Annotated in this window: 20 protein-coding genes and 1 tRNA gene; 9 read left to right on the forward strand and 12 right to left on the reverse strand. The window is 42.9% G+C overall.

The annotated features are described in order from the left end of the window. The 6 genes from FTT74_RS05175 to FTT74_RS05200 form a co-directional block, all read left to right on the forward strand. Positions 1-257: zinc ribbon domain-containing protein (locus tag FTT74_RS05175; protein ID WP_180043925.1), on the forward strand; the 257-nt coding region annotated here is incomplete at its 5' end. A 272-nt stretch (positions 258-529) separates the two neighbouring features. Beyond that, a complete protein-coding gene (gene cysM, locus FTT74_RS05180; RefSeq protein WP_179988696.1) occupies positions 530-1,462 on the forward strand; it encodes a cysteine synthase CysM in 933 nt (310 codons plus the stop codon). Between the two features lie 35 nt (positions 1,463-1,497). Beyond that, positions 1,498-2,373: a 3'-5' exonuclease gene (locus FTT74_RS05185; protein ID WP_004974933.1), complete on the forward strand. Its 876-nt coding sequence runs from the start codon at positions 1,498-1,500 to the stop codon at positions 2,371-2,373. Positions 2,374-2,379: 6 nt separating this feature from the next. Next, positions 2,380-3,771, forward strand: coding sequence for a 23S rRNA (uracil(1939)-C(5))-methyltransferase RlmD (gene rlmD, locus FTT74_RS05190; RefSeq protein ID WP_131261992.1), 1,392 nt, complete (start codon positions 2,380-2,382; stop codon positions 3,769-3,771). A gap of 29 nt (positions 3,772-3,800) precedes the next feature. Then, positions 3,801-6,107 (forward strand): bifunctional (p)ppGpp synthetase/guanosine-3',5'-bis(diphosphate) 3'-pyrophosphohydrolase, encoded by a 2,307-nt coding sequence (locus tag FTT74_RS05195; protein WP_004974935.1) that lies wholly within the window; start codon positions 3,801-3,803, stop codon positions 6,105-6,107. Between the two features lie 76 nt (positions 6,108-6,183). Then, positions 6,184-6,837 carry a 4'-phosphopantetheinyl transferase superfamily protein gene (locus FTT74_RS05200; RefSeq protein ID WP_096902676.1) on the forward strand — a complete coding sequence of 218 codons (654 nt, stop codon included), beginning with the start codon at positions 6,184-6,186 and terminating at the stop codon, positions 6,835-6,837. 90 nt (positions 6,838-6,927) lie between these two features. On the opposite strand, the gene secF is transcribed toward FTT74_RS05200, so the two are convergent. The 5 genes from secF to FTT74_RS13990 form a co-directional block, all read right to left on the reverse strand. Next, complete coding sequence (gene secF / locus FTT74_RS05210; protein ID WP_171458235.1) at positions 6,928-7,905, reverse strand: protein translocase subunit SecF; 978 nt, start codon at positions 7,903-7,905, stop codon at positions 6,928-6,930. 8 nt (positions 7,906-7,913) lie between these two features. Beyond that, positions 7,914-9,809 (reverse strand): protein translocase subunit SecD, encoded by a 1,896-nt coding sequence (secD, locus tag FTT74_RS05215; protein WP_104852524.1) that lies wholly within the window; start codon positions 9,807-9,809, stop codon positions 7,914-7,916. 51 nt (positions 9,810-9,860) lie between these two features. Further along, positions 9,861-10,190, reverse strand: a complete 330-nt coding sequence (gene yajC, locus FTT74_RS05220) for a preprotein translocase subunit YajC (RefSeq protein WP_004974939.1) — start codon at positions 10,188-10,190, stop codon at positions 9,861-9,863. A 103-nt stretch (positions 10,191-10,293) separates the two neighbouring features. Beyond that, positions 10,294-11,424, reverse strand: a complete 1,131-nt coding sequence (gene tgt / locus FTT74_RS05225; protein WP_004974942.1) for a tRNA guanosine(34) transglycosylase Tgt — start codon at positions 11,422-11,424, stop codon at positions 10,294-10,296. Positions 11,425-11,573: 149 nt separating this feature from the next. Next, on the reverse strand, positions 11,574-11,951 hold the full coding sequence (locus tag FTT74_RS13990) for a hypothetical protein (protein WP_306669350.1): 378 nt from the start codon (positions 11,949-11,951) through the stop codon (positions 11,574-11,576). Between the two features lie 622 nt (positions 11,952-12,573). Here FTT74_RS13990 and FTT74_RS05235 point away from each other — a divergent pair. Continuing rightward, positions 12,574-13,524, forward strand: a complete 951-nt coding sequence (locus FTT74_RS05235; RefSeq protein ID WP_179988695.1) for a sensor domain-containing diguanylate cyclase — start codon at positions 12,574-12,576, stop codon at positions 13,522-13,524. A gap of 80 nt (positions 13,525-13,604) precedes the next feature. Here the strand turns inward: FTT74_RS05235 and FTT74_RS05240 are convergent, their stop codons facing one another. From FTT74_RS05240 to queA, 3 genes are read right to left on the reverse strand one after another with little or no spacing between them, the layout of a single operon-like run. Further along, positions 13,605-14,171, reverse strand: coding sequence for a LemA family protein (locus FTT74_RS05240; RefSeq protein WP_104852521.1), 567 nt, complete (start codon positions 14,169-14,171; stop codon positions 13,605-13,607). 22 nt (positions 14,172-14,193) lie between these two features. Then, a complete protein-coding gene (locus FTT74_RS05245; RefSeq protein ID WP_179988694.1) occupies positions 14,194-15,222 on the reverse strand; it encodes a hypothetical protein in 1,029 nt (342 codons plus the stop codon). 25 nt (positions 15,223-15,247) lie between these two features. After that, entirely contained in the window at positions 15,248-16,285 is a 1,038-nt protein-coding gene (gene queA, locus FTT74_RS05250) for a tRNA preQ1(34) S-adenosylmethionine ribosyltransferase-isomerase QueA (protein ID WP_131262001.1), read from the reverse strand. A gap of 177 nt (positions 16,286-16,462) precedes the next feature. Between queA and FTT74_RS05255 the strand changes: the two genes are divergently transcribed. After that, positions 16,463-16,549, forward strand: a tRNA-Leu gene (locus FTT74_RS05255). Between the two features lie 270 nt (positions 16,550-16,819). Here the strand turns inward: FTT74_RS05255 and FTT74_RS05260 are convergent. Together FTT74_RS05260 and FTT74_RS05265 are read right to left on the reverse strand one after the other, a co-directional pair. Then, positions 16,820-17,122, reverse strand: a complete 303-nt coding sequence (locus FTT74_RS05260) for an HNH endonuclease (protein ID WP_179988693.1) — start codon at positions 17,120-17,122, stop codon at positions 16,820-16,822. A 191-nt stretch (positions 17,123-17,313) separates the two neighbouring features. Beyond that, positions 17,314-19,548, reverse strand: coding sequence for an NADP-dependent isocitrate dehydrogenase (locus FTT74_RS05265; protein ID WP_179988692.1), 2,235 nt, complete (start codon positions 19,546-19,548; stop codon positions 17,314-17,316). 815 nt (positions 19,549-20,363) lie between these two features. Between FTT74_RS05265 and FTT74_RS05270 the strand changes: the two genes are divergently transcribed. Continuing rightward, the gene (locus tag FTT74_RS05270) at positions 20,364-21,632 is read left to right on the forward strand and encodes a sensor histidine kinase KdpD (RefSeq protein ID WP_004974961.1); all 1,269 of its coding nucleotides are present in this window, start codon (positions 20,364-20,366) and stop codon (positions 21,630-21,632) included. Between the two features lie 96 nt (positions 21,633-21,728). On the opposite strand, the gene FTT74_RS05275 is transcribed toward FTT74_RS05270, so the two are convergent. Both FTT74_RS05275 and FTT74_RS05280 read right to left on the reverse strand, forming a co-directional pair. Beyond that, positions 21,729-23,165 (reverse strand): efflux transporter outer membrane subunit, encoded by a 1,437-nt coding sequence (locus FTT74_RS05275; RefSeq protein WP_004974963.1) that lies wholly within the window; start codon positions 23,163-23,165, stop codon positions 21,729-21,731. Between the two features lie 22 nt (positions 23,166-23,187). Next, the gene (locus tag FTT74_RS05280) at positions 23,188-25,161 is read right to left on the reverse strand and encodes a MacB family efflux pump subunit (RefSeq protein ID WP_179988691.1); all 1,974 of its coding nucleotides are present in this window, start codon (positions 25,159-25,161) and stop codon (positions 23,188-23,190) included. Between the last annotated feature and the right edge of the window lies 1 nt (position 25,162).

Consider the following 25,162-nt stretch of genomic DNA (forward strand, 5'->3'; position numbering starts at 1 on the left):
CACTAAAAACAATGCTCAAGTATAAATGCGAGAACGCAGGCGTATTGTTTGAAGAAGTCCAAGAAGCCTATACCACCCAAATCTGTTCGTGCTGCGGTGAGATCACCTCAAGTAGTCCCAAAGGTAGGACAGATCTTGGAATAAGAGAATGGGAGTACATGAGCTGTGGTACAGTTCATGATCGAGATATAAACTCAGCTCTAAACATTCTTGCGCTTGGGCATAAGCGTCTAGCTGTAGGAATCACCCTCTTTTAAGGGGGGGAGGATGTCAATTCTCCTGACTGTGTTTTCATCTGTTTGGTGCGAGTGGTTCAGCTGCATCTCGCAATCAATCGGTGTGCATTTTTTTGCATCCATCCCGCAAAAGACAATCTGAAATTGTGTTCATCTTGCCTAGAATTGTGTAGGCAGTGAGTGATGCATAAATTGTCGGCAGAGTATTGCTGTTTTGATAAAAAGCCTGTGAAAAACGTGCAGGAAGGTGCAAATTTTCATACAATAAGCCCACCTTGATATTGGTGCAGACCATGCTTGATACCCAATCAGATTTCCAAAGTGATGAATTTTTGTTAGATCATTATGTGGGCAAAACCCCATTGGTGCGTTTGCAGCGTTTGGCAAGTCATACGCAGGCAACGGTTTTGGCAAAACTGGAAGGCAATAACCCTGCGGGTTCTGTTAAAGATCGTCCTGCCTACAACATGATTATGCAGGCAGAAAAACGCGGTGAAATTCAACCGGGCGATACTTTAATTGAGGCAACCAGTGGCAATACCGGCATTGCTTTGGCGATGGTTGCAGCTATGCGTGGCTATAAAATGCAGCTGATCATGCCTGACAATATGAGCCAAGAACGTAAAGATGCCATGCGTGCCTATGGTGCAGAATTGATTGAAGTGACTAAAGCACAAGGCATGGAAGGCGCGCGCGATTTGGCTTTGCAAATGCAACGCGAAGGCAAAGGCTTGGTGCTGAACCAATTTGGTAACCCAGATAATGTTGAAGCACATTACCTGACCACAGGGCCTGAAATTTGGCAGCAAACGGGCGGTAAAATTACCCACTTTGTCAGCTCTATGGGCACAACAGGCACCATTATGGGGGTGTCTAAATACTTAAAAGAACAAAATCCAGAGATTCAAATTATTGGTTTACAACCTTCAGATGGTTCAAGTATTGCAGGGATTCGCCGTTGGCCTGAAGCATATTTACCAACCATTTTTGACCGTAGTCGTGTTGATCGTATTATTGATATTCCGCAAATTGAAGCGGAAAAAACCATGCGTAAACTGGCGCAAAAAGAAGGCATCAGCGCAGGCACATCATCGGGCGGTGCGGTATGGGCAGCTTTAAAAATTGCCGAAGAAAATCCAGATGCAGTGATTGTTTGTATTGTTTGTGACCGTGGTGATCGTTATTTATCGACAGGTTTGTTCTCTGTTCAAGATACTGAATTGTGATATTCATTTTTCTATCATCCATTGAGTAAGATTTTATGCGTTTACCTGTGCTGATTTTCGATATAGAAACCGTTACCGATTTGAAGTCAGGCGCGCATTTATATCAACTCGATTTACCCGAAGCAGAGCTTGAACAAGCATTAATGAAGTTGCGTCGCCAAGAGGCAGGAACCGATTTTCAGCGTTTGCCTTTGCATGAAATTGTGTGTATTTCAGGCTTGTGGATTGATGAACACGGCATGAAGCTGTTTTCCTTTAGCCGTGAACATGACAGCGAAGCGACAATGCTGAAAAAGTTTTTGTCTATTTTTGATAAGCGTCATCCGACTTTGGTCAGTTGGAACGGTTCGCAGTTTGACTTGCCAGTGATTTTATTCCGCGCCATGTATCACGGGCTGTCTGCACCAAGTTTATTTGATCAGGGCGAGATTGATCAGCAAAAGCGCTATAACAATTATCAAAACCGTTACCATCAGCGTCATGTCGATTTAATGGATGTGATGGCAATGTTTAATGGTCGTCATTTTCAAAAGTTGGATGACATTGCGTATTTGCTAGGTTTTCCGGGTAAACGTGTAGATGCGGGCTATCATGTTCCTGCATTTATGCAAAGCGGCGAATGGTCAAGGCTGACGCGTTATTGTGAAGGCGATGTCTTAAATACTTGGTTGATTTATTTGCGTTGGCTGCTGCTCAAAGGGCAATTGCTGCTTGAAGAGCATACTTTATGGGTACAGCATACCATTCAATATTTGCATACTCAGCCGCAGCATGCAGACTTTTTAAGCGTGTGGCAGCACAGTTCGCAGCAAACTGAATTTACCCGTACAGATTTTCCTGAACAAAGTGTCACCACGCCTTCAAATGAATCCGTGATGCCTTTTCAATCTTCCCCATCTTCCGATATTTAGACTGATATGAAACATCGCAGTAAAAACCGTACCACGCAGCAGGCTGAATATTGCTTTCAGGTGGAATCGTTGTCACATGAAGGGCGCGGGATTGCACACTACACAGCTCAGTCGGGTCATCCAGCCGAGAAGCAGGGGAAAACAGTTTTTATAGAGGGCGCATTGCCTGGTGAAACAGTACGCGCCAAAATTACGCATAGTAACAAACGCTTAGAAGAAGCCGAGTGTCTAGAAGTGCTGGGTGAGCCTTCGACATTACGGGTTACGCCACAATGTCCACATTATCAGAGTTGCGGTGGTTGTAGCATGCAGCATATTCAGTTGGATGAGCAGATTCATCTCAAACAACAGGTGTTGCAGTCGCATCTGCAACATTTTGCGCAAATTCAGCCTGAAGAATGGTTAGCGCCTTTGCGTTCACAGCGTGAAGATTATCGCCGCAAAGCCCGTGTTGGGGTGCGTTATATTGCCAGTCAAGACAAATTGGTGGTCGGTTTTCGTGAGCGCAATAGCAATAAACTGACCTCAATTGACCGCTGTATGGTGTTGGATCAGGCATTTGGTTCGTTAACACGAATCAAGCAGCTACTCCAAAGTCTAACAGGCAAGGCCCATATTGGTCATATAGAATTGGCGATGGGAGATCAAGAGATTGCTTTGGTGGTGCGGCATACAGAACAACTATCTGCAGCCGATATCAACCAGTTACAGCAGTTTGCGTTACAGAAACACTGGCAATTGTATTTGCAGCCTGAAGGTCCAGACAGTTTGCATCGGGTTGATGATCCGCATGCAGCAATGCGTTTGCATTATCGTTTAGATGATTTTGATGTGAGTTTTGGCTTTCATCCCCAAGACTTTACCCAAGTCAATTCTACAATTAATCCACAAATGGTTAAGCTGGCATGTGATTTGCTTAACTTAAAATCAGGTGATCGGGTGCTTGATCTGTTTTGTGGATTAGGCAACTTTTCATTGCCGCTTGCACGTTGTGTAGGTGCAACAGGAAAGGTGGTTGCTGTAGAGGGTTCAGAGCAAATGGTGCAGCGTGGTGCAGAGAATGCACAACGTAATGATTTAGACAATGTTAAGTTTTATTCACAAGATTTAACAAAAGATTTTTCGCATCATTCTTGGGCAAATCAAGGATTTGAGGCATTATTAATTGACCCTCCGCGTTCAGGCGCAGAGGAAGTGATGTATTATGTGCCCAAATTTGGCGCAGATAGAATCGTTTATGTGTCTTGTAATCCAGCCACACTCGCAAGGGATGCAGGTGTATTGGTCAAGCAGGGCTATCAATTGAAAAAAGCAGGCGTGATGGATATGTTTCCGCATACGGGGCATGTCGAATCCATTGCCTTGTTTGAGAAAGAAAAGCAAATAAACGATTTATAATATGAAGTACATAGAGGTAGGAGAAGGGTATGGTCACAGTACGTGAACAACTTCCTGGACGTTTAAATGAACTGTCTGAGGAAACGACTGTAGAACATGCCGAGCAAGCCCGACAGGATTTAGCAGAATGGCTAGACCGAGTACGCGGGATTTACGATGGGGCGGCACTTGAACAATTAGAACGCGTTGCCAATTACACCCTGAAAAAAGAGCTGGAAACAGACGTCAGTCATCCATCGCATACCTTATATACAGGTATTGAGATGGCGAATATTTTAGCGCACTTGCATGTCGATGAAGACACTTTGTCTGCAGCCATGCTCTATCGTAGCGTGCGTGAAAATGTCATGCAGTTAGATGAAGTGCGTGAAGAATTTGGTGAAGCAGTTTATGGCTTGATCAAAGGCACCTTGTCGATGGGTAAGTTGTCTGAACTGATTGAGAAAAATAAGCGTTTAGAAGACCATTTTAATAATAACCAGCGTGAACATTTAACAGGCATTTATAAAATGCTGATTTCCATGACGGAAGATGTGCGCGTGGTGCTAATTAAACTGGCAGAACGTACCTATTCATTACGTGAGTTGGCAACCGCTTCCAAAGAACGTCAGGAGCGTGTGGCGCGAGAAATTTTAACCATTTACTCGCCATTGGCACACCGTTTAGGCATTGCCCAACTGAAATGGGAACTCGAAGATTTAGCCTTCCGTTATTTGGCGCCAGACCGTTATAAAGAAATTGCGACGTTACTGAATGAAAAGCGTTTGGAGCGTGAAAACTACATTCAAAACGTAATTGAGCAATTGCGTACAGAGCTGGGCAATAATGGTATTCATGCCGAAATTAGCGGGCGGGTGAAACACATTTATTCGATTTATCGAAAAATGAAGAGTAAAAACCTCAGCTTCGATCAGCTCTATGACATTCGTGCTGTACGTGTTTTGGTGAAAACCATTCCAGAGTGTTACCACTCTTTGGGCATCGTACATCAATTGTGGCGGCATATTCCGCACCAGTTTGATGATTACATTACCAATCCAAAAGCCAATGGTTATCGCTCATTGCATACTGCCGTAATTGCAGAAAACAAGTCGCTTGAAGTGCAAATTCGTACCCTAGATATGCACGAAGAAGCCGAGCTTGGGGTATGTTCACACTTTAATTATAAAGAAGGTTCTAAAGCCACAGACCATTCGTTTAATCATCGTTTACATTCTTTGCGTTCTGTTTTGGAGCATTATCAGGAACGTAACGATGCCAGCGCACATAAAGAAGATGATGATTCTGAAAACTTTGAACAAATCCAAGAGTTTGAAGATTTTGAGAAAATTTATGTGTTCAGCCGTGATGGTGATATTAAAGAATTGCCACGTGGCTCAACGGTGCTGGACTTTGCTTATCATGTGCATACCGAAGTCGGCAATAAATGCTATGCCGCACGGGTCAATCAGCGCTATGTGCCGCTCACCTATACTTTAAAAACAGGCGAGCAGGTCGAGATTTTGACCAAAAAAGACCGTGAACCGAACCGTGATTGGTTGGTGAATTCTTTAGGTTATATTAAGACAGCACGTGCGCGCGATAAGCTGCGTCATTGGTTTAGACAGCAAGACCGCAGTAAAAATCTGGAAGTTGGGCGTGAAGTGCTCAATAAAGAATTGTCACGTTTGGCGATTCATCCAAAAAGTATTGATTTAAATGATTATTGCAATCACTTTAACGTCAAAACAGGTGAAGACATTCTGATTGGTTTGGTGAATGGTGATATTAGCCTGCATGCCTTAATTAATCAGGTCAATCGTCACATGCACTTAGATCAGGATGAACCTGAACTGGTGTTGAAGCCAACCTTGAACCCACGTGCCAGCCATACCTTATCGGCACATGGCATTTTGATTGATGGTTTGGATAACGTTGAACTGCATATCGCACAATGCTGTCAGCCTGTGCATGGTGAAGCGATTGCGGGGTATATTACCCTGAACCGTGGTGTGAGTATTCACAAAGTGGCGTGTTCGGACTATGTGCGTATGATTGGCAACGAACCTGAACGTGCGGTAGAAGCCGATTGGGAAATGCAGCCAACCCGTGGTCAAAGCGTGCAAATTGTGGTGGAAGCCTATGACCGCCGTGGTTTGCTCAAAGACTTAACCCAAGTGATTTTTGCCGATCAAATTAACATTCGTCAGGTGAATACTATTTCTGAAAGTGATGGTATCGCCAATATGAAATTGTTAATTGAGGTTAAAGGCTTGGCGCAACTTTCTCGTTTGTTGGCACGTTTAGAGCAGCAACCAGGGATTATCAGCGCACGTCGTTTGGTGCAAGGCAGCTAAGCGAGCACGCTTTAAAAAACCAGCATGTTTGCTGGTTTTTTTTCTATCGTATTTCAGCCAAAATGGAGAAGGGCGGATGAATAAAACACCTAAAAAAATTTGTGTGAATGTTAGCCGCATTCAGCAGATTTTTAGTCCCGATCCAAGTGCTGTACGCAGTGAACAGATTCAACAGCAAAAACAGGCTATTTATCGGCATCGGAATCAATTGCTTTCTGGATACTTAGAACACGATATTCAAAACAGCGATATTGAGCGTAACCCACATGGCAAGCCATTTTTGACAGCATTCCCTCAATTGCAGTTTAACCATAGTCATAGCCGTCAGCATTATGCTTTGGTAAGCAGTTTTGAATTGCTCGATGTTGGCGTAGATGTCGAGGACTTAGACCGTAAGGTGCGTTTCGATGCCTTGGCACAACATGCGTTTCATCCCAATGAACTCCAATACTGGCAAGATTTGGAACACGACGCTGATTATTGGTTTCGTGTCTGGACAACTAAAGAAGCAGTGCTGAAAGCATCAGGTTTAGGGATTCGTTTAAGCCTGAATGAGTTGGATACTCGTATGCATCCCAATGCACAGGGCGGCATTTGTCATCATCCACAGATTGGGCATTTTGCCTATCAAAACTTTCGTTTATCAGATTGTATGTTGACCGTAGCATGGCGAGCAGCGCCATCTTGCGTAGGCTTTCAGTTTCCACAGATTCATATTATTCAGCATTAACATCGCAACGTCAGCGTAAATATCGCAATGCTAAGGCACAAAAAAGCCTATCCGAAGATAGGCTTGAATGTTGGTGTCAGCAGAAATGCATTAAGGAATTTCTTGCTCTTCACCTTCAAATTCAGGTTTGACTTGAACAATGAAGTCCTGACGGTTCAAACCGCGCCATAAGGCAAAGGCTGTACCAATGTAAATAGATGAATATGTTCCGACAAAGACACCCACAAACATCGCAATCGAGAACCATTTCAGACCATCACCACCCATGAGCATCATCGCGACTACAACCAATAATAGGGTCATAGAGGTGTGAATGGTACGACGTAAAGTTTCTGTCAGCCCAATGTTTACCACTTCAAGTGGTGTTGCACCACGGATTTTACGGAAGTTTTCACGAATACGGTCAGATACAACAATGTTATCGTTGAGTGAGAAGCCAATAATCGCCAATAACGCTGCCAATACAGTCAGGTCAAATGGCCATTGCATCATGGCAAAAATACCCAGTGTCACCACAATATCGTGGAACAATGACAGTACCGCACCCATTGCCAGTTTGAATTCAAAGCGAATGGTGACGTATACCAACATCAATAACAGCGCTAAAGCTACAGCGCCCGCAGAACGTACGTACAGCTCATTACCGACTTGACCACCAACCACATCTACCTTTGGCACAGTTGCCGTGTTATTTGGTAGTTGTACCGCAGCAGTAATTGCTTTGGTTAAGTCTTCTGCTTCAACATCTTCTTGCACAGGCATACGTACCATTAGGTCGCGGTCTGAACCAAGCGTTTGTACCACAGGGTCGTTAAAGCCTGCTTTGACCAATGCGTTAGAAACATCGGTGGCTTTTACTGGATTGCTATAGTTGAGTTCTGCAGCAATACCCCCAGTAAAGTCCAAACCTAAGTTTAAACCTTTGGTGGCAATGAAGAAGATACTGGCGACCGTTAATAGAATAGAAAGCAATGCCGCAGGCAAAGCAATCTTCATAAACGGAATCACGCGCTCATCATCAGGGCGGCCATATTTTTTTGAAGGCAGTTGAGTATTCTCAGTCATCAGTGATCTCCTTAAATGCTCAACTTTTTCAAGTTACGTTTTTTGCCGTAGATGATTTGTACAATTGCACGGGTCACTGTAATTGCAGTAAACATCGAGCAGACAATACCAATCATGAGCGTCACAGCAAAGCCTTTGATTGGACCTGTACCAATCGCAAACAGAATGAATGCCACCAAGAATGTGGTTAAGTTCGAGTCGAAAATAGTGTTATACGCTCGGTCATAACCCGCCACAATGGCTTGTTTGGGCGAGGCCCCCCACTTAATTTCTTCTCGTATTCGCTCACAAATCAAGACGTTGGCATCCACCGCCATACCAATGGTAATTACGATACCCGCAATACCCGGCAAGGTGAGTGATGCACCAATCCAAGACATGACGGTTAAAATCATGGCTAAGTTAAACACTAAAGCGAAGTTGGCAATCAGACCAAATAGACGGAAGAACACCACCATCCAGATTGCAACCAAAATGAAGCCAATCTGAGTCGACAATACGCCTTTATCAATGTTTTCTTGACCCAAGCTTGGACCAATCACACGTTCTTCGACAAAGTACATTGGCGCTGCCAAGGCACCTGCACGAAGCATTAAGGCCAATTCAGAGGCTTCTTGTGGGGAATCTAGACCTGTAATACGGAACTGCGAACCCAATACCGCCTGAATGGTTGCAGCATTAATGACGACAGATTCGGTATATGGGGTGCGTACTTCAGTTTGTGTGCCAGTTTCATCGGTCACATAGCTAATACGTTGTTTGTTTTCAATAAACAATACCGCCATACGTTTACCCACAGCGTTACGTGTCGCATCTGCCATGAGTTTACCGCCCGCAGCATCAAGGGTAATGTTAACTTCTGCACCGCCTGTATCTTGGCTAAAACCACTCGACGCATTTTGAACACGCTCACCCGTTAAAATACGGCTGCGGTTCAATAATAATTGGCGACCACTGTCCAAAGATTCAAAGGCAAACGCTTCTGTGCCAGGTGGTACTGTACCTGTAGTCTGACCTGTGTACGGATCAATATATTGATCATTTAAGTCAGACACCAAACGGAATTCGAGGTTCGCAGTACGACCGAGTACACGCTTCGCTTCAGCAGTATCTTGTACGCCTGGCAATTCCACTACAATACGGTTGCTACCTTGAGTTTGTACCAAAGCTTCAGCCACACCTAACTCGTTAATACGGTTACGTAAAGTAGTTAAGTTCTGATTGACCGCATACGACTGAATTTCCTGTTTACGGACATCGGTATAGTTCAGACGTAAGCTAGAGCCTTCTGTGGTGGCTACAGCTTGCTGTGTGTATTCATTGCCGTTACGACGCAAGAAATCCATCACTGCATCACGGTCTGCATTATTGGCAAACTGTAGGGTGATGGTGTTGTTATTCAGCGAAAGGCTATTAAATTTCAGCTTGTTGTCACGCAATTGACGGCGTAAATCGGTGGCTGAAGTTTCCATACGCTGGCTGATGGCCTTGTCCATATCCACTTCTAATAAGAAGTGCACACCACCACGTAAGTCCAGACCGAGTTTCATTGGTTTTGCACCAATTTTTTGTAGCCATTCTGGTGTGGTTGGCGCAAGGTTCAGTGCCACGACATAGTCATCACCTAAACCGCGACGTAAAGCTTCTTTGGCTTTGAGTTGGGCTTCTGAGGTGTCTAAACGCAACAATGCAGCATTGTTGGTAAAGCTGTTGTCATGACTGGCAATATTTTCTGATTGTAAAATTTGCTCTGCTTTTTGTATGATGCTTTGATCAATTTGGGTACCAGCTTTGGCACCTGAAATTTGAACAGCAGGTTCATCTGGATACAAGCTAGGCAGGGCATATAATGTACTCACCACAAGAACAACGAGGATGAGCAGATATTTCCATGCTGGGTAACGCATTTATTTTCTTCTTAAAATGAAAAAGTCGTGCGTGAGCACGACTCTTTTTGATTAGAGGTTGTTTAATGTGCCTTCAGGAAGAACTGAAATGACACTCGCGCGTTGTACTTTTACTTCTACACCACGGTTCAGCTCTACCACTGCAAAATCACCTTCAATTTTCGTGATTTTACCCATAAGACCACCTGCGAATACCACTTCACTGCCTACGCCCAAGCTTTCAATCAGTGTACGATGCTCTTTGGCACGCTTTGATTGTGGACGCCAAATCAGGAAGTAGAAAATTGCAATGAAGACTGCAATCATTAAAAGGTTAGCCACAAGGCTTGGTTGTTGTGCAGCTTCACCTGCTGCGTGAGCGGTCGAAATAAAAAGGCTCATTTCATTTTCCTAAACTAAAAACTGGCGATCAGTGATCTGATAATAAATTGGGTTTGTTCTGCAATTTACCTTGTCTTTTTACTCAGCGCAAATACTGAAAAGACTAATCTTCAGGACAAGGCGGTACTTCTAGGCCACGACGGGCATAAAAGTCCTGTACAAATTCATCGAAAGTGCCGTTATCTAAGGCATTGCGAATATCTTGGGTAAAGCGTTGGTAATAACGTAAGTTATGAATAGTGCCCAACATTGACCCCAACATTTCGCCACATTTTTCTAAATGAAACAAATAAGCGCGGGTAAAGTTCTTGCAAGTATAGCAATCACAATGCGGATCGAGCGGGCTTTGGTCATGACGATACTTACTGTTACGAATACGCACCAAGCCATCGGTTACAAAGTAATGACCATTGCGCGCATTACGGGTTGGCATCACGCAGTCGAACATATCGACGCCACGACGAATTGCTTCCACAATATCTTCTGGCTTGCCGACGCCCATCAAATAACGTGGTTTATCTTCTGGCATTTTAGCTGGCAAATAATCCAGTACTTTGATCATTTCTTCTTTCGGTTCACCCACCGAAAGACCGCCAATGGCATAACCATCAAAACCAATTTCAAGTAAGCCGTTTAAAGATTCAACACGTAAATCTTCGTACATACCGCCTTGAATAATCCCGAACAGCGCGTTGCTGTTTTGTAGTTCATCATGGTGATGTGTTTTACAGCGTTTTGCCCAGCGTAAAGACAATTGCAAAGATTTTTGTGCTTCTTCATGCGTTGCAGGATAAGGCGTACATTCGTCAAAAATCATCACGATGTCAGAGTTCAAAGTTTTTTGAATTTCCATCGAGATTTCAGGCGAAAGAAAAACCTTTGAGCCATCAATAGGCGAACGGAAGGTCACACCTTCTTCTTTAATTTTACGCATTGCGCCTAAGCTAAACACCTGAAAGCCACCAGAGTCAGTCAAAATAGGCTTATCCCATTTGATGAATTCATGTAGACCGCCGTGTTGCTGAATCACTTCTAGCCCTGGACGCAAATATAAATGAAAGGTATTGCCTAAAATAACCTGTGCCTGAATTTCTTCAATATCGCGTGGCAGCATGCCTTTGACTGTGCCATACGTCCCCACAGGCATAAACACAGGGGTTTCTACCACACCATGAGCAAGTGTTAAACGACCACGACGGGCGCGCCCCGACTGACCTAATTTCTCAAACTTCATATATGTTCCAAATCAAGGCGAAAAAACAGTTCGCTGATTGTTCATGCTAAAAGTGCAATATTTTCCTAGATTCTGCACGGAATTGCCAGTTGAGATACGTTTTCCTTGGTAAAAATTGCGAGTAAATATTTTGTTCAAATCCATTGTGCTTACATGGCGTAAAATTGCTGAATACGTTGGGTAATTTCTTTATGTAAGGCAATTTCACCTTGTTCATGATTGTCCATTGCAGCAACGTGCTGAATTAAACGCTGAATATATAAATTACTGTCAATAAAACTCGGTTCTAATGTGAGCAAATAGGCTTCATGTGCAATGCTCAAATAATCATACGGTTCCACTTCTAAAAGTTGTGCCAGATCAATCAGCAAGTCTTTATCCACTTGTTGTAGTTTGAGCTTGGGTTGTGCGGTGGATTGTTCCATCGTGGTTTGAGGCGCTTTGTTGTGCAGGAATTCATCGAGCAAAGCACTTGGAGTGTTTAGAAATTGCGCTGAGTGGATTTCTACATCGACCTGTTTGGGCACATGAATAAAAAACAGAATTTGGCTTAAATCTAAGCCATAAGCGCCCGATAAAGATTGTTTAGCCTGCTGAAATATATCCAGTAAAAGTTCAAGATGGTTGTATTGCAGCGTGTCATTGGAATTCAGCAGAGGATTGCCATAGATATGTCGCTGTTTAAAATAATCTGCAAAAATATTTTTAAATTGATGCAGACCGCTAGAATTGTTGGCTTGAGTGCGATAACGCCATTTTTCTATATTCCATTTATTTACTTCAGATAAATATTGTGCTTCATCTTCCTGTTCATTAAACAGGCTGCGTTGGCTTGAAACAGCTAAATAATCGACCCCAAGATATTCATTAAAGACCAGTACACAGGCATAAATTTGGTCTTGTTCATATTGCTCATAGAGTTGGAAAAACTCTTGAATGAGGGGTTTTTCAGGTTCTGAATATGTTCTAACATTTTATCGGCTTACTTTTTATTTTGGGATTTATGTTTTGAGCAATTGTTGTTTATATTTTGCTCAACCTCATGATTGTGTCAAAGCTGAGAAAAATGTCAATAAGACAAAACAAATTGTAGTCAAAGCTCACTTAAGTTGTTAAATTGTAATTAAAATCAATTCATAGAGGTGGGCTATGAGTGAATTAAACAGTGCACTAAAAGAAGACCAATTCTATAAAACACTTTTGGAAACCACGAATGCAATTCTGTGGCAGATTAACTGGAAAACCAAAGCTTTTAGCTATATTGGCCCACAAATTGAGTCTTTACTGGGTTGGACGCAAGACAGCTGGAAAACTGCACAAGATTGGATTGATCGGATGCATCCTGAAGATCGGGACAAGACCGTGAATATGTGTGTGAGTCTGTCCGATCAAGGCACAGACCACGAAGCGGATTATCGTGCCTTAACCGCTACAGGAGATTATGTCTGGATTCGTGATGTGGTGCATGTGATTCGTGAAAATAACGAAACTGTGGCGATTATTGGGTTTATGTTTGATATTTCTGCGCGTAAACAAATGGAGTTGGAACTCGAAGCGTTGAGTCGCAAAAATCTGGCTTTGAGCTTACAAGACCCGCTGACCTTGGTTGCCAATCGAAAGGCGCTCAGTGAGCGTATAGAAAACGAATTTAAACGTGCTGTGCGTCATCAACATGCATTGTCTCTCTTGTTTATCGACATCGACCATTTCAAGCCTTATAACGACAATTATGGACATTTACAGGGTGATCATTGTTTGATTAGTGTGGCGCAGTTGCTTAAACAACACTTTGCTCGTGCATCTGACTTTGTGGCTCGCTTTGGTGGCGAAGAGTTTGTGGTGCTGTTGCCTGAAACACCATTGGCAGATGCTGTACAACTTGCTGAAAACTTTAGACAGGCAGTATATGCGCTGGAAATTCCACATACCAAGACAGGGGAGACGACCCAAGTTACTGTGAGTATTGGTGTAAATAGCTATCACCAAAATCAGCAGTATCACAATGTGGTCGATTTTCTGCATTCAGCCGATGAATTGTTGTATTTGGCAAAAAACAAAGGACGTAATCAGGTGCAGTATCTGACACAGTCTTGTGTTTAGTCGAAATCTGAAAAAACAGCAAGCTTCGTGCTTGCTGTTTTTATAAATAATTTCAAAGGAGCGGCTTAGAATTAAATGGCTTAAAAGTTTGGACGATAATCAAAACTTTGTGCTGCACTGTTGTCCCGAAAGGCGCGCACAGGTTTTTTCGCTGTGGTTGCAGTGTTAATCATGTTGTTAGGAAAGACCTGAATATAGTTATTAAATAACTCGACATTGCGGTTATAAATAGTAATCGCAGCACCGACATTTTCGTTCTGCTCATCAATTTCATGCATCATTTTTAAATACAGTTGGTCGGCTTTGAGTTCAGGGTAATTTTCGACCACCACATTTAAGCTGCGCATCAATTCTTTGCTCAAGGCTTCAACACGTTGTAATTGGCTGACATCGGCATTGTTGATGTTTAGGTTCATAATATTTTGGCGCAGTTCAGTCACTTTTTCTAAAGTGCCTTTTTCCATACCTGCATATTGTTCGACCACTGGCGCAAGTTCTTCAAGCGTTTTTAACTTCTGTCGTTCAAAACTGGTCACATCTGCCCAAGCGCGGATGGTGGCGTTGTGGTGGCGTATGATGTTGTTACGAATCATGATGCCCAGCATCACCAAGACGATGACAACCAAAAGAAAAATTGCGATACCCATGTTTTGCCCCAAGACGATTTTCTTAGTCCAGAAAATCAATCAAATCTGTCTGTAATTGTTCTAAATAAGGTAATTTAAAAGTGCGTAAGTGTCCACGCAATGCGGAAATATCTTGAATATTTTTTGCTTTACTGGAAATTTCAAACAAGTTGCGATTACCTAAAAAACAGAGCGTGTTCCGCTCAGGGTGAAATAACAAATCACCTTGCTGATGCTGAAAAAAATCATCCAGTTTTAACACCATTGCAGGGCTGAGCGTACGCGCCAGTTGAATTGCATCACTGCCAAAAAAGTTGAGTTTTTGATTCAGGCGAATGTCACTGGTATGCCACGGCACATGATAAGGCGCACCAAAGGTTTTATTGTTTGAGGTAACGGCTAAACCTTGTAGCTGCACATCAAAGACAAATACGCCCGATAAATGTCGCACCACTTCACGTACTTTGTAGTCATTGCCATTTTGATCTTTAATGCGGGTTTCACTGACATAGCGATATTCAAATACCAAAACCTGATGCTGCTTGCCTTGTTGATCTTGCCAAACTGTACTGGCGTAGCGGCGAATTTCATTGGACAGATTCCCCAAATTAAATAAAGGGAACAGACTTTTTAAATGGGCAATCAAATAAACGGGTTGTAGGGTTCGGGCAAGATGTTGCGGTGGTTGCTGCCATGCCAGTTGATAGCGTTGAGCAATGCTTTCTTGTTCTAAAAAAGTGATGACTTCTTCAATGGGGTCGTCTTGTTCATAGGTAATAAATGCCCAGAAGATACAGCCTAACCCAATCAGCAAGCAGAATTGCAGCCAAATATTACTCGGTTGAATCAAGAGCAATAAACAGAACAACACACCTATAATGCCAAGCAGGACAGGCAAAACATTTTCAAACTTGAGGGTGATGTCATCTTGCCAAGGGTGTAAGCCATCTAAAATATCTTGATGGCTTTGTGCTTTTTTTCCAATATCCCATAACCGCGCGATATTACGAAATACCCGTTGATTCTTCTTGCGTCGAATATGAATGGAGTGTTGCACGGAATCGAGCGGCATGGCGGTTTCTTTTACAGTTTGAAAATTAAGTCTGAGCTTGATCAATCAGCATGGCATCGCCATAGCTAAAGAAACGATAGCGTTCCGCCACAGCATGTTGATACGCCTGCATGACATTTTCACGGCTTGAAAGCGCAGATACCAACATTAATAAGGTGGATTCAGGCAAGTGGAAATTGGTGATTAGACGATCCACCACTTTAAACTGATAACCTGGGTAAATAAAAATTTGCGTATCACCCGACCAAGCCGCAAGTTCGCCTGAATGGGCTTGAGCTGCACTTTCCACGGCACGGGTAGCAGTTGTACCCACTGAAATAACTTTATTACCTCGTGCTTTGGTTTCACGAATCAGCGCTACGGCAGCTTCAGAAACTTCACACCATTCACTGTGCATGATGTGATTGGCAATATCATCGGTACGTACAGGCAGGAATGTGCCTGCGCCCACATGCAAGGTCACAAAGGTTTTTTGAATGCCTTTATCTGCTAGCTGTTGCAGTAAGGCTTCATCAAAGTGCAAGCTGGCAGTGGGTGCGGCAACACTAGCGAGTTTTGTTGGGTCGTTAAATACGGTTTGATAACGCTCGGTATCAATCGCTTCTGCTTCGCGGTTAAAGTAGGGTGGAATCGGCAACTGACCGTAGGCATCCAATACGTCTAAAATAGGCTGCGAAAACTCGACAATAAATAAGTTTTCATGGCGACCTTGTACGGTCACTTTTACAGCATCAGGCCCAATAAACAGTTCTGCACCTGCTTTTGGTGAGTTGCTGGCTTTAATATGGCAATGGGCAATAAATTGATCTTGCAGACGTTCTACCAAGACTTCCACTGCACCGCCTGTGGCACGTTTACCTTTAAGACGCGCTTTCATGACTTTGGTATCGTTAAGTACCAGTAAATCGCCCGCTTCGAGTAAATTCAGTAGGTCGGTAAATTGATGGTCATGATACTGACCTTGAGCATCAAGATGCAGCAGACGAGAGGCGCTACGACTTGCTAGTGGGTAACGAGCAATGAGTTCATCGGGGAGATTAAAATTAAAGTCAGAAAGCTGCATGATAAAAACAAGTTAGAACACTGGGAAAACTGCGCCTAGTATATGCTTTTTTAGGTTTTATGGATGAAATTGGTCGATTATAAATCAAAAAAATGACAGCTGATTTAATTTTAAACAATTGCAAAAAACTTGCGTTGACAAGCTGTCAAAAAAGTTTATTATACCCATCAACACCTACCCGAGGTGGTGAAATTGGTAGACGCGGCGGACTCAAAATCCGCTGTCAGAGATGACGTGTCGGTTCGAGTCCGACCCTCGGGACCATATAAAGGAAAAGCCCTCAAGCATATTAAGACTTGGGGGCTTTTTTATTGTCTGTATATTAATGGGTTGTGCCATTTTTTAGCTCCAGTCTTAATGATTCCATTAGCCACAATTCAGGTGGTCACTTTGGAAAATGAGTACCCAAATGAGTACCTGATTTTTCATTGGTACTCATGGTGGAATCAGATGCTAAGCTTAAATTATTAGATCAATACAATAATCAAATGTGATTGATCGGGTGTCTTATAGGGCTTGTAGTACTTAAAAGCTTTATTCACTATCTAAAGCTACTTTGATGACATCTGCAATTGTCTCAGTGGTGACGCCTCTTTTTCGAGCATTCTCAGAATGGAGCCAAGTTGCTAAGTCTTTATTGCCTTTAGATGCCTTGCAGCCAACACAGCACAATGCAATATTGGATAAGGTTGTTATTCTTATATCGTTGATAATGTGTTCCCAAGACTTCTTATTAGCCCTTTCAGTGCCAAACTTTTTGCCGCAATATACACAGCACAGGTCTCGCTCCGAGACCGCATCTTCTATGTGCTTTGGTATTCCCCATGAATTTGCCATTTTAGGTTTTCCTTATTTTATGGCTATAGTTGAATGAAAAATCCTAACCTTTGATAACTCACATTCATAAAATTTAGATCTAAGCATAAAATGAAATAGTTGTCATAACACTATATAAATGAGGGTGTAAAAAAACCAGCGCCGAAGCGCTGGTTTTTTACATCACTAACTTAGGTTAGTTTTGCATCATCTTATTGAGCTGCATCAAGTGCAGCATTGAATGTTGCGCTTGGACGCATTACTGCATTCACTTTAGCTTGATCTACTGCGTAGTAACCACCGATATCAACCGATTTACCTTGTACTTCCGCAAGTTCAGCAACAATTTTGTCTTCGTTTGCAGCTAAAGCTTGTGCAAGTGGTGCAAACTTCGCTTTCAACTCAGCATCTTCATCTTGAGCAGCAAGTGCTTCTGCCCAGAATTTTGCCAAGTAGAAGTGGCTGCCACGGTTGTCCAGTTCGCCAGTACGACGTGATGGAGACTTGTCGTTATCAAGTAATTTGCTGGTCGCTTGATCAAGAGTTGATGCAAGTAATTTCGCACGAGTATTATCTTCTTTAATACCCATTTCTTCTAAAGAAGCAGCAAGCGCAAGGAACTCACCTAATGAATCCCAACGTAAGTGGTTTTCTTCAACAAGTTGTTGTACGTGTTTAGGCGCAGAACCACCCGCACCAGTTTCGTACATACCACCACCCGCCATTAACGGAACGATAGATAACATTTTCGCAGAAGTACCAAGCTCCATAATTGGGAACAAGTCAGTGAGGTAGTCACGTAAGATGTTACCTGTTACAGAAATGGTGTCTAAACCACGCGCAACACGCTCAAGTGTATAACGCATCGCACGAACTTGTGACATGATTTGAATATCTAAACCAGTCGTGTCGTGATCTTTTAAGTATTTTTGAACTTTCTTGATCACTTCGTTTTCGTGTGGACGGTACGGGTCTAACCAGAAAATTGCTGGCATACCAGAGTTACGTGCACGTGTTACTGCAAGTTTAACCCAGTCGCGAATAGGTGCATCTTTCACCTGACACATACGCCAGATGTCGCCTTCTTCTACGTTTTGAGTCATCAACACTTCACCCGTGTCAATGTCGGTGATGTTTGCAACACCTGCAGCAGGAACTTCAAAAGTCTTGTCGTGTGAGCCGTATTCTTCAGCTTTTTGCGCCATCAAACCTACGTTTGGCACAGTACCCATCGTACGTGGGTCGAAGTTACCATTCCACTTACAGAAATTGATCATTTCTTGGTAAATACGCGCGAAAGTAGATTCAGGCATTACTGCTTTACAGTCGTAAGGTTTACCGTCAGCACCCCACATTTTACCGCCACCACGAATCATTGCAGGCATAGAAGCATCTACAATTACGTCGTTTGGAGAGTGGAAGTTGGTGATGCCTTTTGCAGAATCCACCATTGCAAGTGCAGGGCGGTGTTCTTGGCATGCGTGTAAATCTTCGATGATTTCTTCACGTAAAGAAGTTGGTAAGGTTTCGATCTTTTCATAAAGACCTGCCATACCGTTGTTGACGTTAATGCCAAGTTCTTCAAACAATTTACCGTGTTTTTCAAACGCTTCTTTATAGTAAATTTTCACACAGTGACCGAATACAATCGGGTGTGAAACTTTCATCATGGTCGCTTTTACGTGTAAAGAGAACAAAATGCCTGCTTCTTTACAATCATCCAATTCTTTTTCATAGAAGTCGCAAAGCGCTTTCTTGCTCATGAACATAGAATCGATGATTTCGCCATCAAGTAACGCTACTTTTTCTTTCAATACAATGGTTTCACCAGAATGAGTGATGAGTTCCATTTTTACGTTACGTGCGCGGTCAAGCGTCATTGATTTTTCGCCATGGTAGAAGTCACCTTCATCCATGTGTGAAACGTGAGTTTGTGACCATTGCTTCCATTCACCCATAGAGTGAGGGTGTTTTTTTGCATAGTTTTTCACTGCAGCAGGTGCACGACGGTCAGAGTTACCTTCACGTAATACAGGGTTTACTGCTGAGCCTAAGCATTTGCCAAAACGAGCGCGTAAAGCTTTATCTTCTGCAGTATTTTCATTTTCAGGATAGTCAGGAATTGCATAGCCTTTTGCTTGTAATTCCTTGATACATGCAACTAACTGAGCAACTGAAGCACTGATGTTTGGAAGTTTGATGATATTGGTATCTGGATCTTGCGTGAGACGTCCAAGCTCTGCGAGGTTGTCGGCTACCTTCTGTTCTTCGCTTAGGTATTCCGAGAATTCAGAGAGTACGCGTGCTGCTACAGAGATATCACTCTTGACAATCTCGATGCCAGCAGGCTTAGTAAAGGTCTCAATGATCGGCAGTAGAGAGTAGGTCGCCAACAATGGCGCCTCATCGGTCAGTGTGTAAATGATTTTTGACTTTCCACCAGCCATATATAGCCCCTTGCTTTGATTGAGTTTTTTAGGAGCGAGATGATGACTCAGCCCCTGCGAACCGATTTGCCTAATTTAACCTTGAGAGTATCGACTCTCTATGCATTTCAGTCAACGTAATTACAGTGATGACGCCATTTCGCTACGAAATGATGTGTCGCATTTGTGCGAATCAAGACACGGCTTAATGTAAAAACGAGCCTATTTAAACCTAAAAATCGCCTTGAGTATTTAGTGTTGAAATACTAATCAAATCGTATGATGAAGATATGACATCAAAAATATATGTATATTTTATTATAAATTAACCAGTTGAGGGTTCGACTTAAGTCGAATGTTTGATAAATAACCGATGAAAATGATAGGTGGATATATTTATTCTATTTATTTTATATGTTTATCAATATGTTGCTTCTATTTTTTACAGTGTGATGCAATGTAAACTCTTGTATAGAAGTTGAGATTTTCTTCAAAAACGGAGGGAAATCTACAGATAAAAAGCCTGATTTATATTTTAAAAGTTTAGATCTATTTTTATGGTCCAAATTTTACAAAAATAAGCGTATTTTTTAGCGGGTTTGTAGCACCGTTTGATCCATCAAAAATCATAATCAAGCGTGAGCTAAACCCTTGTTAATCCATAGATGAAAAAATCAAGTAGTAAAGAAGAAATGCCGAGTTGTTACGCAGTTTTTAAATTAGTTTGAAAGCTTGTGTTTTGTGTTAAAGTTTGTAGGTTAACTCTGAATTCAGTGGATGAGTTTTGTAGACAAAATAATTCATAGGCGCGGCACACTTTAATTAACGAGGCAAAAATGAAAATACAGTTGCTGGAAATTGGTCCTGAAACGGAGCAACTCAGTGCTTGCACACTCTCGTTATTATTGGGTGTACATACGCCAAGTAACCAAATTGATGGTTTTTTGAAGTTTGCCCGTCAAATGCTGCAAGTAGATCATGCCATTTTGACTTTTAAAAATGAGCCGTACATCTGGTATTCCACCAATCAAGTTTTTAAAGCCTTTCGTGCCAACCCAAACGCACGGTTAGACGCTTTCTTTCAAGGTCAGCAACTGATTGAACCTCAACATCCTCAATATGCAAATTTTGTGCAGCACATCGCAAGTTTGGGGATAGAAGCCGCGCGCCTAATCGCACTGGATTTACTCAAAACCGATGGCGAGTCGATTGGGCAGTTGTTGTTATTTGATCATCGTGAAGAAGCGTTTAGTTTAGGTGCTTTGCCGACAGTCGCGGAGTTTGCTGCAGGTTTGGTGCGTTATATTGAATTAAAAGTTGATTATGCAAGCTTAAAAGAACTGTATGAACAGCAGTCTGCATTGAATTTTAGTAAAACTAAATTTTTCCAAATTATTGCGCATGATTTGCGCGCGCCATTTCATGGCTTATTGGGGTTTTCGGAAGTTTTAGCGCAAGAGCGCGAAACTTTGGATGATTCTAGTATTCAAAATATTGCCGACTATTTATTCGACACAGCACAATCGACCTATAACTTGCTAGAAAGTTTATTGAATTGGGCGATGGCAGAGGGTGGACGCTTTGTGTATCACCCAATTAATTTTGAGTTAAAGCAATCGACCAAAATTGTTTGCGATGTGTTGAAAAGTTTGGCAATCAAGAAAAATATTGAACTGATTGATCAAGTTGAAGAAGGCATTAAAGTTTATGCCGACATCAATATGATTACCTCGGTGATTCAAAATTTGGTGTCGAATGCGCTGAAATTTACCTTTACCGATGGCACAGGCAAAGTCATTTTACGTGCAGAGCAAACAGAAACCAGTGTGGATATTTATATTCAAGATACGGGTTTGGGCATGACTGCACAACAACTCGAAACGCTGTTCGAGCCTAAACTTACTGTTAGTTTTAAAGGCACTGCAGGTGAAAAGGGTATTGGTTTAGGTTTGGTGTTGTGTAAGCGTTTTGTCGATTTGAACCACGGGCAAATTGTGGTGGAATCGAAAGAAGGTGTGGGAACGACTTTTAAAGTCAGTTTGCCAATTGCGACCAGTAGCCATCAAGTATTAAGTAAAGAAGCGTTATTATCTGAGAAAACTTAATTTCAAAGTTTATATACAAAGCAAGCAAAAGCCTGTGGATGTTTAAAATCATCCACAGGCTTTTTTTATCGTGATCAATTTAGATCAACTCTTGCATTATTGAATGTTTTGAATCGGACTACCACCCAACGCTTGCAATAAAGTCACATAGGCGTTGTATTGGTTTTGCTTGGTCTGCAATAAACTTAAACGTGCATTGCGGGTGGTTTCTTGTGCATCTAGCAGGTTTTTTAAGGCAATCGCACCATGCCGATAACGCACCTCAGTTAAGCGTTCAGTTTTCTCTGCCAGTGCTAAATTGCGGCTTTGCAGCGCGACTTGTTGATTCAGCGCGGTTCGTGCTGACAGTGCATTTTCGACATCGGCAAAGGCTTTATATAAAGTTTGTCGATATTGCACAATGGCTTTTTCATATTCCAAAGCATTCACTTTTAGATCGCGCTGCATATCATTCCATTGCAAAAATGGCAGGGTTAAACCTGCACCTAAAGTGGCAATTGGGTTTTTTAGGGCATCGCTTAAAGAGGTATGCGCGCCTGTACCGACACCTGTACTGAGTGTGCCTGTAAGACTGATGGATGGGTAATAACTGGCTCGATTGGCATCTTTATTGGCCAAGGCTTTACGTAAACGTAATTCGGCTGCACGTAAGTCGGGACGACGTGACAGCAGTTCTGCAGGTAAGCCAGCAGTAATATTCGGTAAACGAACAGCGGCTAAACTCTGTGGTTCATTGATATTCAACATTTGCACAGGTTGATGCAGTAAAACTGCCAAGGCGGTGCGTGTTTCAACTTTTTGCTGTGCAATTTGGCTCAAGGTTGATTTTTGACTTTGCAGGGCTTGTTCGGCTTGGTTTAAATCCAATCCTGAAACTGCACCCGCGCGATATTGCGCACTGACCAATTGATACGTTTTTTGCGTACTGGCAAGGTTTTGTTGTGCGACAACATAGCGTTCATTTAAATAACCCAATTGCCAATATAAATTGGCAGTGGTTGCAATCAGGCTTTGTGCGGTGGCTTGTAAGTCTTGTTCGGTGGCTAAGGCTTCCCAACGTGCAGCTTCAGTCTGATTGGCAAGTTTACCGAATAAGTCCAATTCATAGCTCAGTCCGGGATAATTCAGCGAAATCCCACGCGCTGTATCACCATTGCCCTCTAAACTAAATTGATGCCCTGTAGAAATACCTGCATTGCCAATCCGGACACCTTGCTGACTTTGGCTTTGTTTTGCTTGTAATCTGGCTTGTTGTAAATTCAGTCCTGCAACCGCGAGGTCACTGTTACGCGCCAAGACTTGTTCAACCAATTGATTTAAAGCAGCATCGTGAAAGAGTGTCCACCAACGGTCTGTATTTAGTTGTGCAAGGACTTGCTGGCTTTTTTGCTGCTGCTCAAACTGTTGAGGAATATTTACAGCAGGTGCCTGATAAGGTGTTTTGACTACGGCTGCACAACCCACTAAGCTGCTGCCAAGAAAAAGCGCAGTGACGAGTTGGCTGAATTGTCGTGACTTCTGGTTAAATCGCATCATCATTCCTTACTCTAATTCCTTATTCTCTAGATAGCGCATCGACAGGGTTCAGTTGGGCAGCATTACGTGCAGGAATAAAACCGAACACAATTCCAATCAGGCTTGAACAGACAAAAGCGGCTACAATCGAGGTGGTGGAGTACGCCATTTGAAAGGTTCCGCCTGCCACATGGTTAATCAACTGACCAATTCCGAGTGCGAGTAAGACGCCAAGTACACCGCCTAAAATACACACCAAAATGGCTTCAATTAAAAATTGCTGCAAAATATCGCTTTGTCGTGCGCCGACTGCCATGCGTACCCCAATTTCTTGGGTACGTTCTGTGACAGAGACCAACATGATGTTCATTACACCAATTCCACCGACCACCAGTGAAATCACTGCAATAGCAGAAACCAGTAGGGTCATGGTGGCGGTAGTTTGCTGAATGGTTTCGCGAATACTGTCGGCATTTTGAGTAAATACATCCTGCGCACCATGACGCTGTACCAATAGACTCAGAATGGCATTTTCTGCTGCAGCACTTGGATATTCATCTTTGACTCGTACAATAATGCTGCGCACATGGCTTTGACCGAGCATGCGACTCATTACCGTAGAGTAAGGCAAATACACATTTAAGCTGTCGGCATTGCCCATCATGCTTTTTTGTTCTTCGACCACGCCAATAATACGGCTGGGTACACTGCCCAATAAAATCACTTGCCCAACTGGGTTGCTGCCATCACTAAAGAAAGTATTTTTGGTATTGTGATCAATCACCACATCTTGCGCTTGTTCCAGTACGCTGTGTTTGTCAAAAGGCTGACCCGACTGGAAATTCATGCCGCGTACATAGAAAAAGTCTTCACTCACACCATTGATTGTGGCAGAAGCCTCGGTGTCTTTAAAGCGTACTGTGACGTTGCTATTGACCGATGGGCTGACGCCATCTACATAAGGCTGTTCTGCCAAAGCATCGGCATCGGCAGGAATCAGGGTTTTAAGCTGCGATGAGCGCGAGGTATCGCCAAAACCACGCCCCTGAAATACGGTGATGGTGTTGGTACCTAAACTGCTGATGTTCTCTAAAATTTGTTTCTGTGAACCATTGCCGAGTGCCACAACAGATACAACCGAAGCGATCCCGATAATAATGCCGAGCATGGTTAAAAAGGTACGCATGCGATGCGCATTCATGGCCAGTAGCGCCATGCGGAACGCTTCACCTAAACGATCAAATACAGAACGCCAAGCTGAAGTTCTTTTTTGTGGCGGATGTTGCAAGGTTTGTTGGGCAATATCATCCTGATTGGCAGGTGTGTTGGGCTGATCAGAAATAATAAGACCATCACTGATTTCAATAATCCGTGTGGCATTTTTAGCGACATTATGGTCATGTGTGACCAAGATGATGGTGTGACCTTTAGCATTTAGCTCACGTAAAATCCGCATCACTTCAATACCGCTATTCTTGTCGAGTGCACCTGTGGGTTCATCGGCAAGAATCACATCGCCACCATTCATCAAGGCACGTGCAATGGACACACGTTGTTGTTGTCCACCTGAAAGCTGACTTGGGCGGTTTTGGGTTTTATCGGCTAGACCTAAGTCACTGAGCAGCGCAGTCGCGCGTGCTTGTCGTTCTTCAACATCGGCACCTGCATAAATTGCAGGCACTTCGACGTTGCCCGCAGCGCTTAAATCACCCAATAAGTGATAGCGCTGGAAAATAAAACCAAAATATTCACGACGTAGCTGTGCCAGTTCATCGGCTTCAAGTTGTCGGGTTTCACGTCCTTTGACTTTATAGCTGCCAGTGGTGGGTTGATCCAGACAGCCCAAAATATTCATGAGAGTGGATTTCCCCGAACCCGACTGACCTACAATGGCAACCAATTCACCTGGGTAGATCTTCAGGTCAATGCCTTTGAGAATCTGCACTGTAGATTCACCCGCAGGGAATTCACGGGTCAGATTGGTGACCTCTAACAGAGGTTGTGACTGACTCATC

Origin of the sequence: Acinetobacter sp. YH01007 (assembly GCF_013420425.1) — a bacterium.
GTDB classification, from domain to species: domain Bacteria; phylum Pseudomonadota; class Gammaproteobacteria; order Pseudomonadales; family Moraxellaceae; genus Acinetobacter; species Acinetobacter towneri.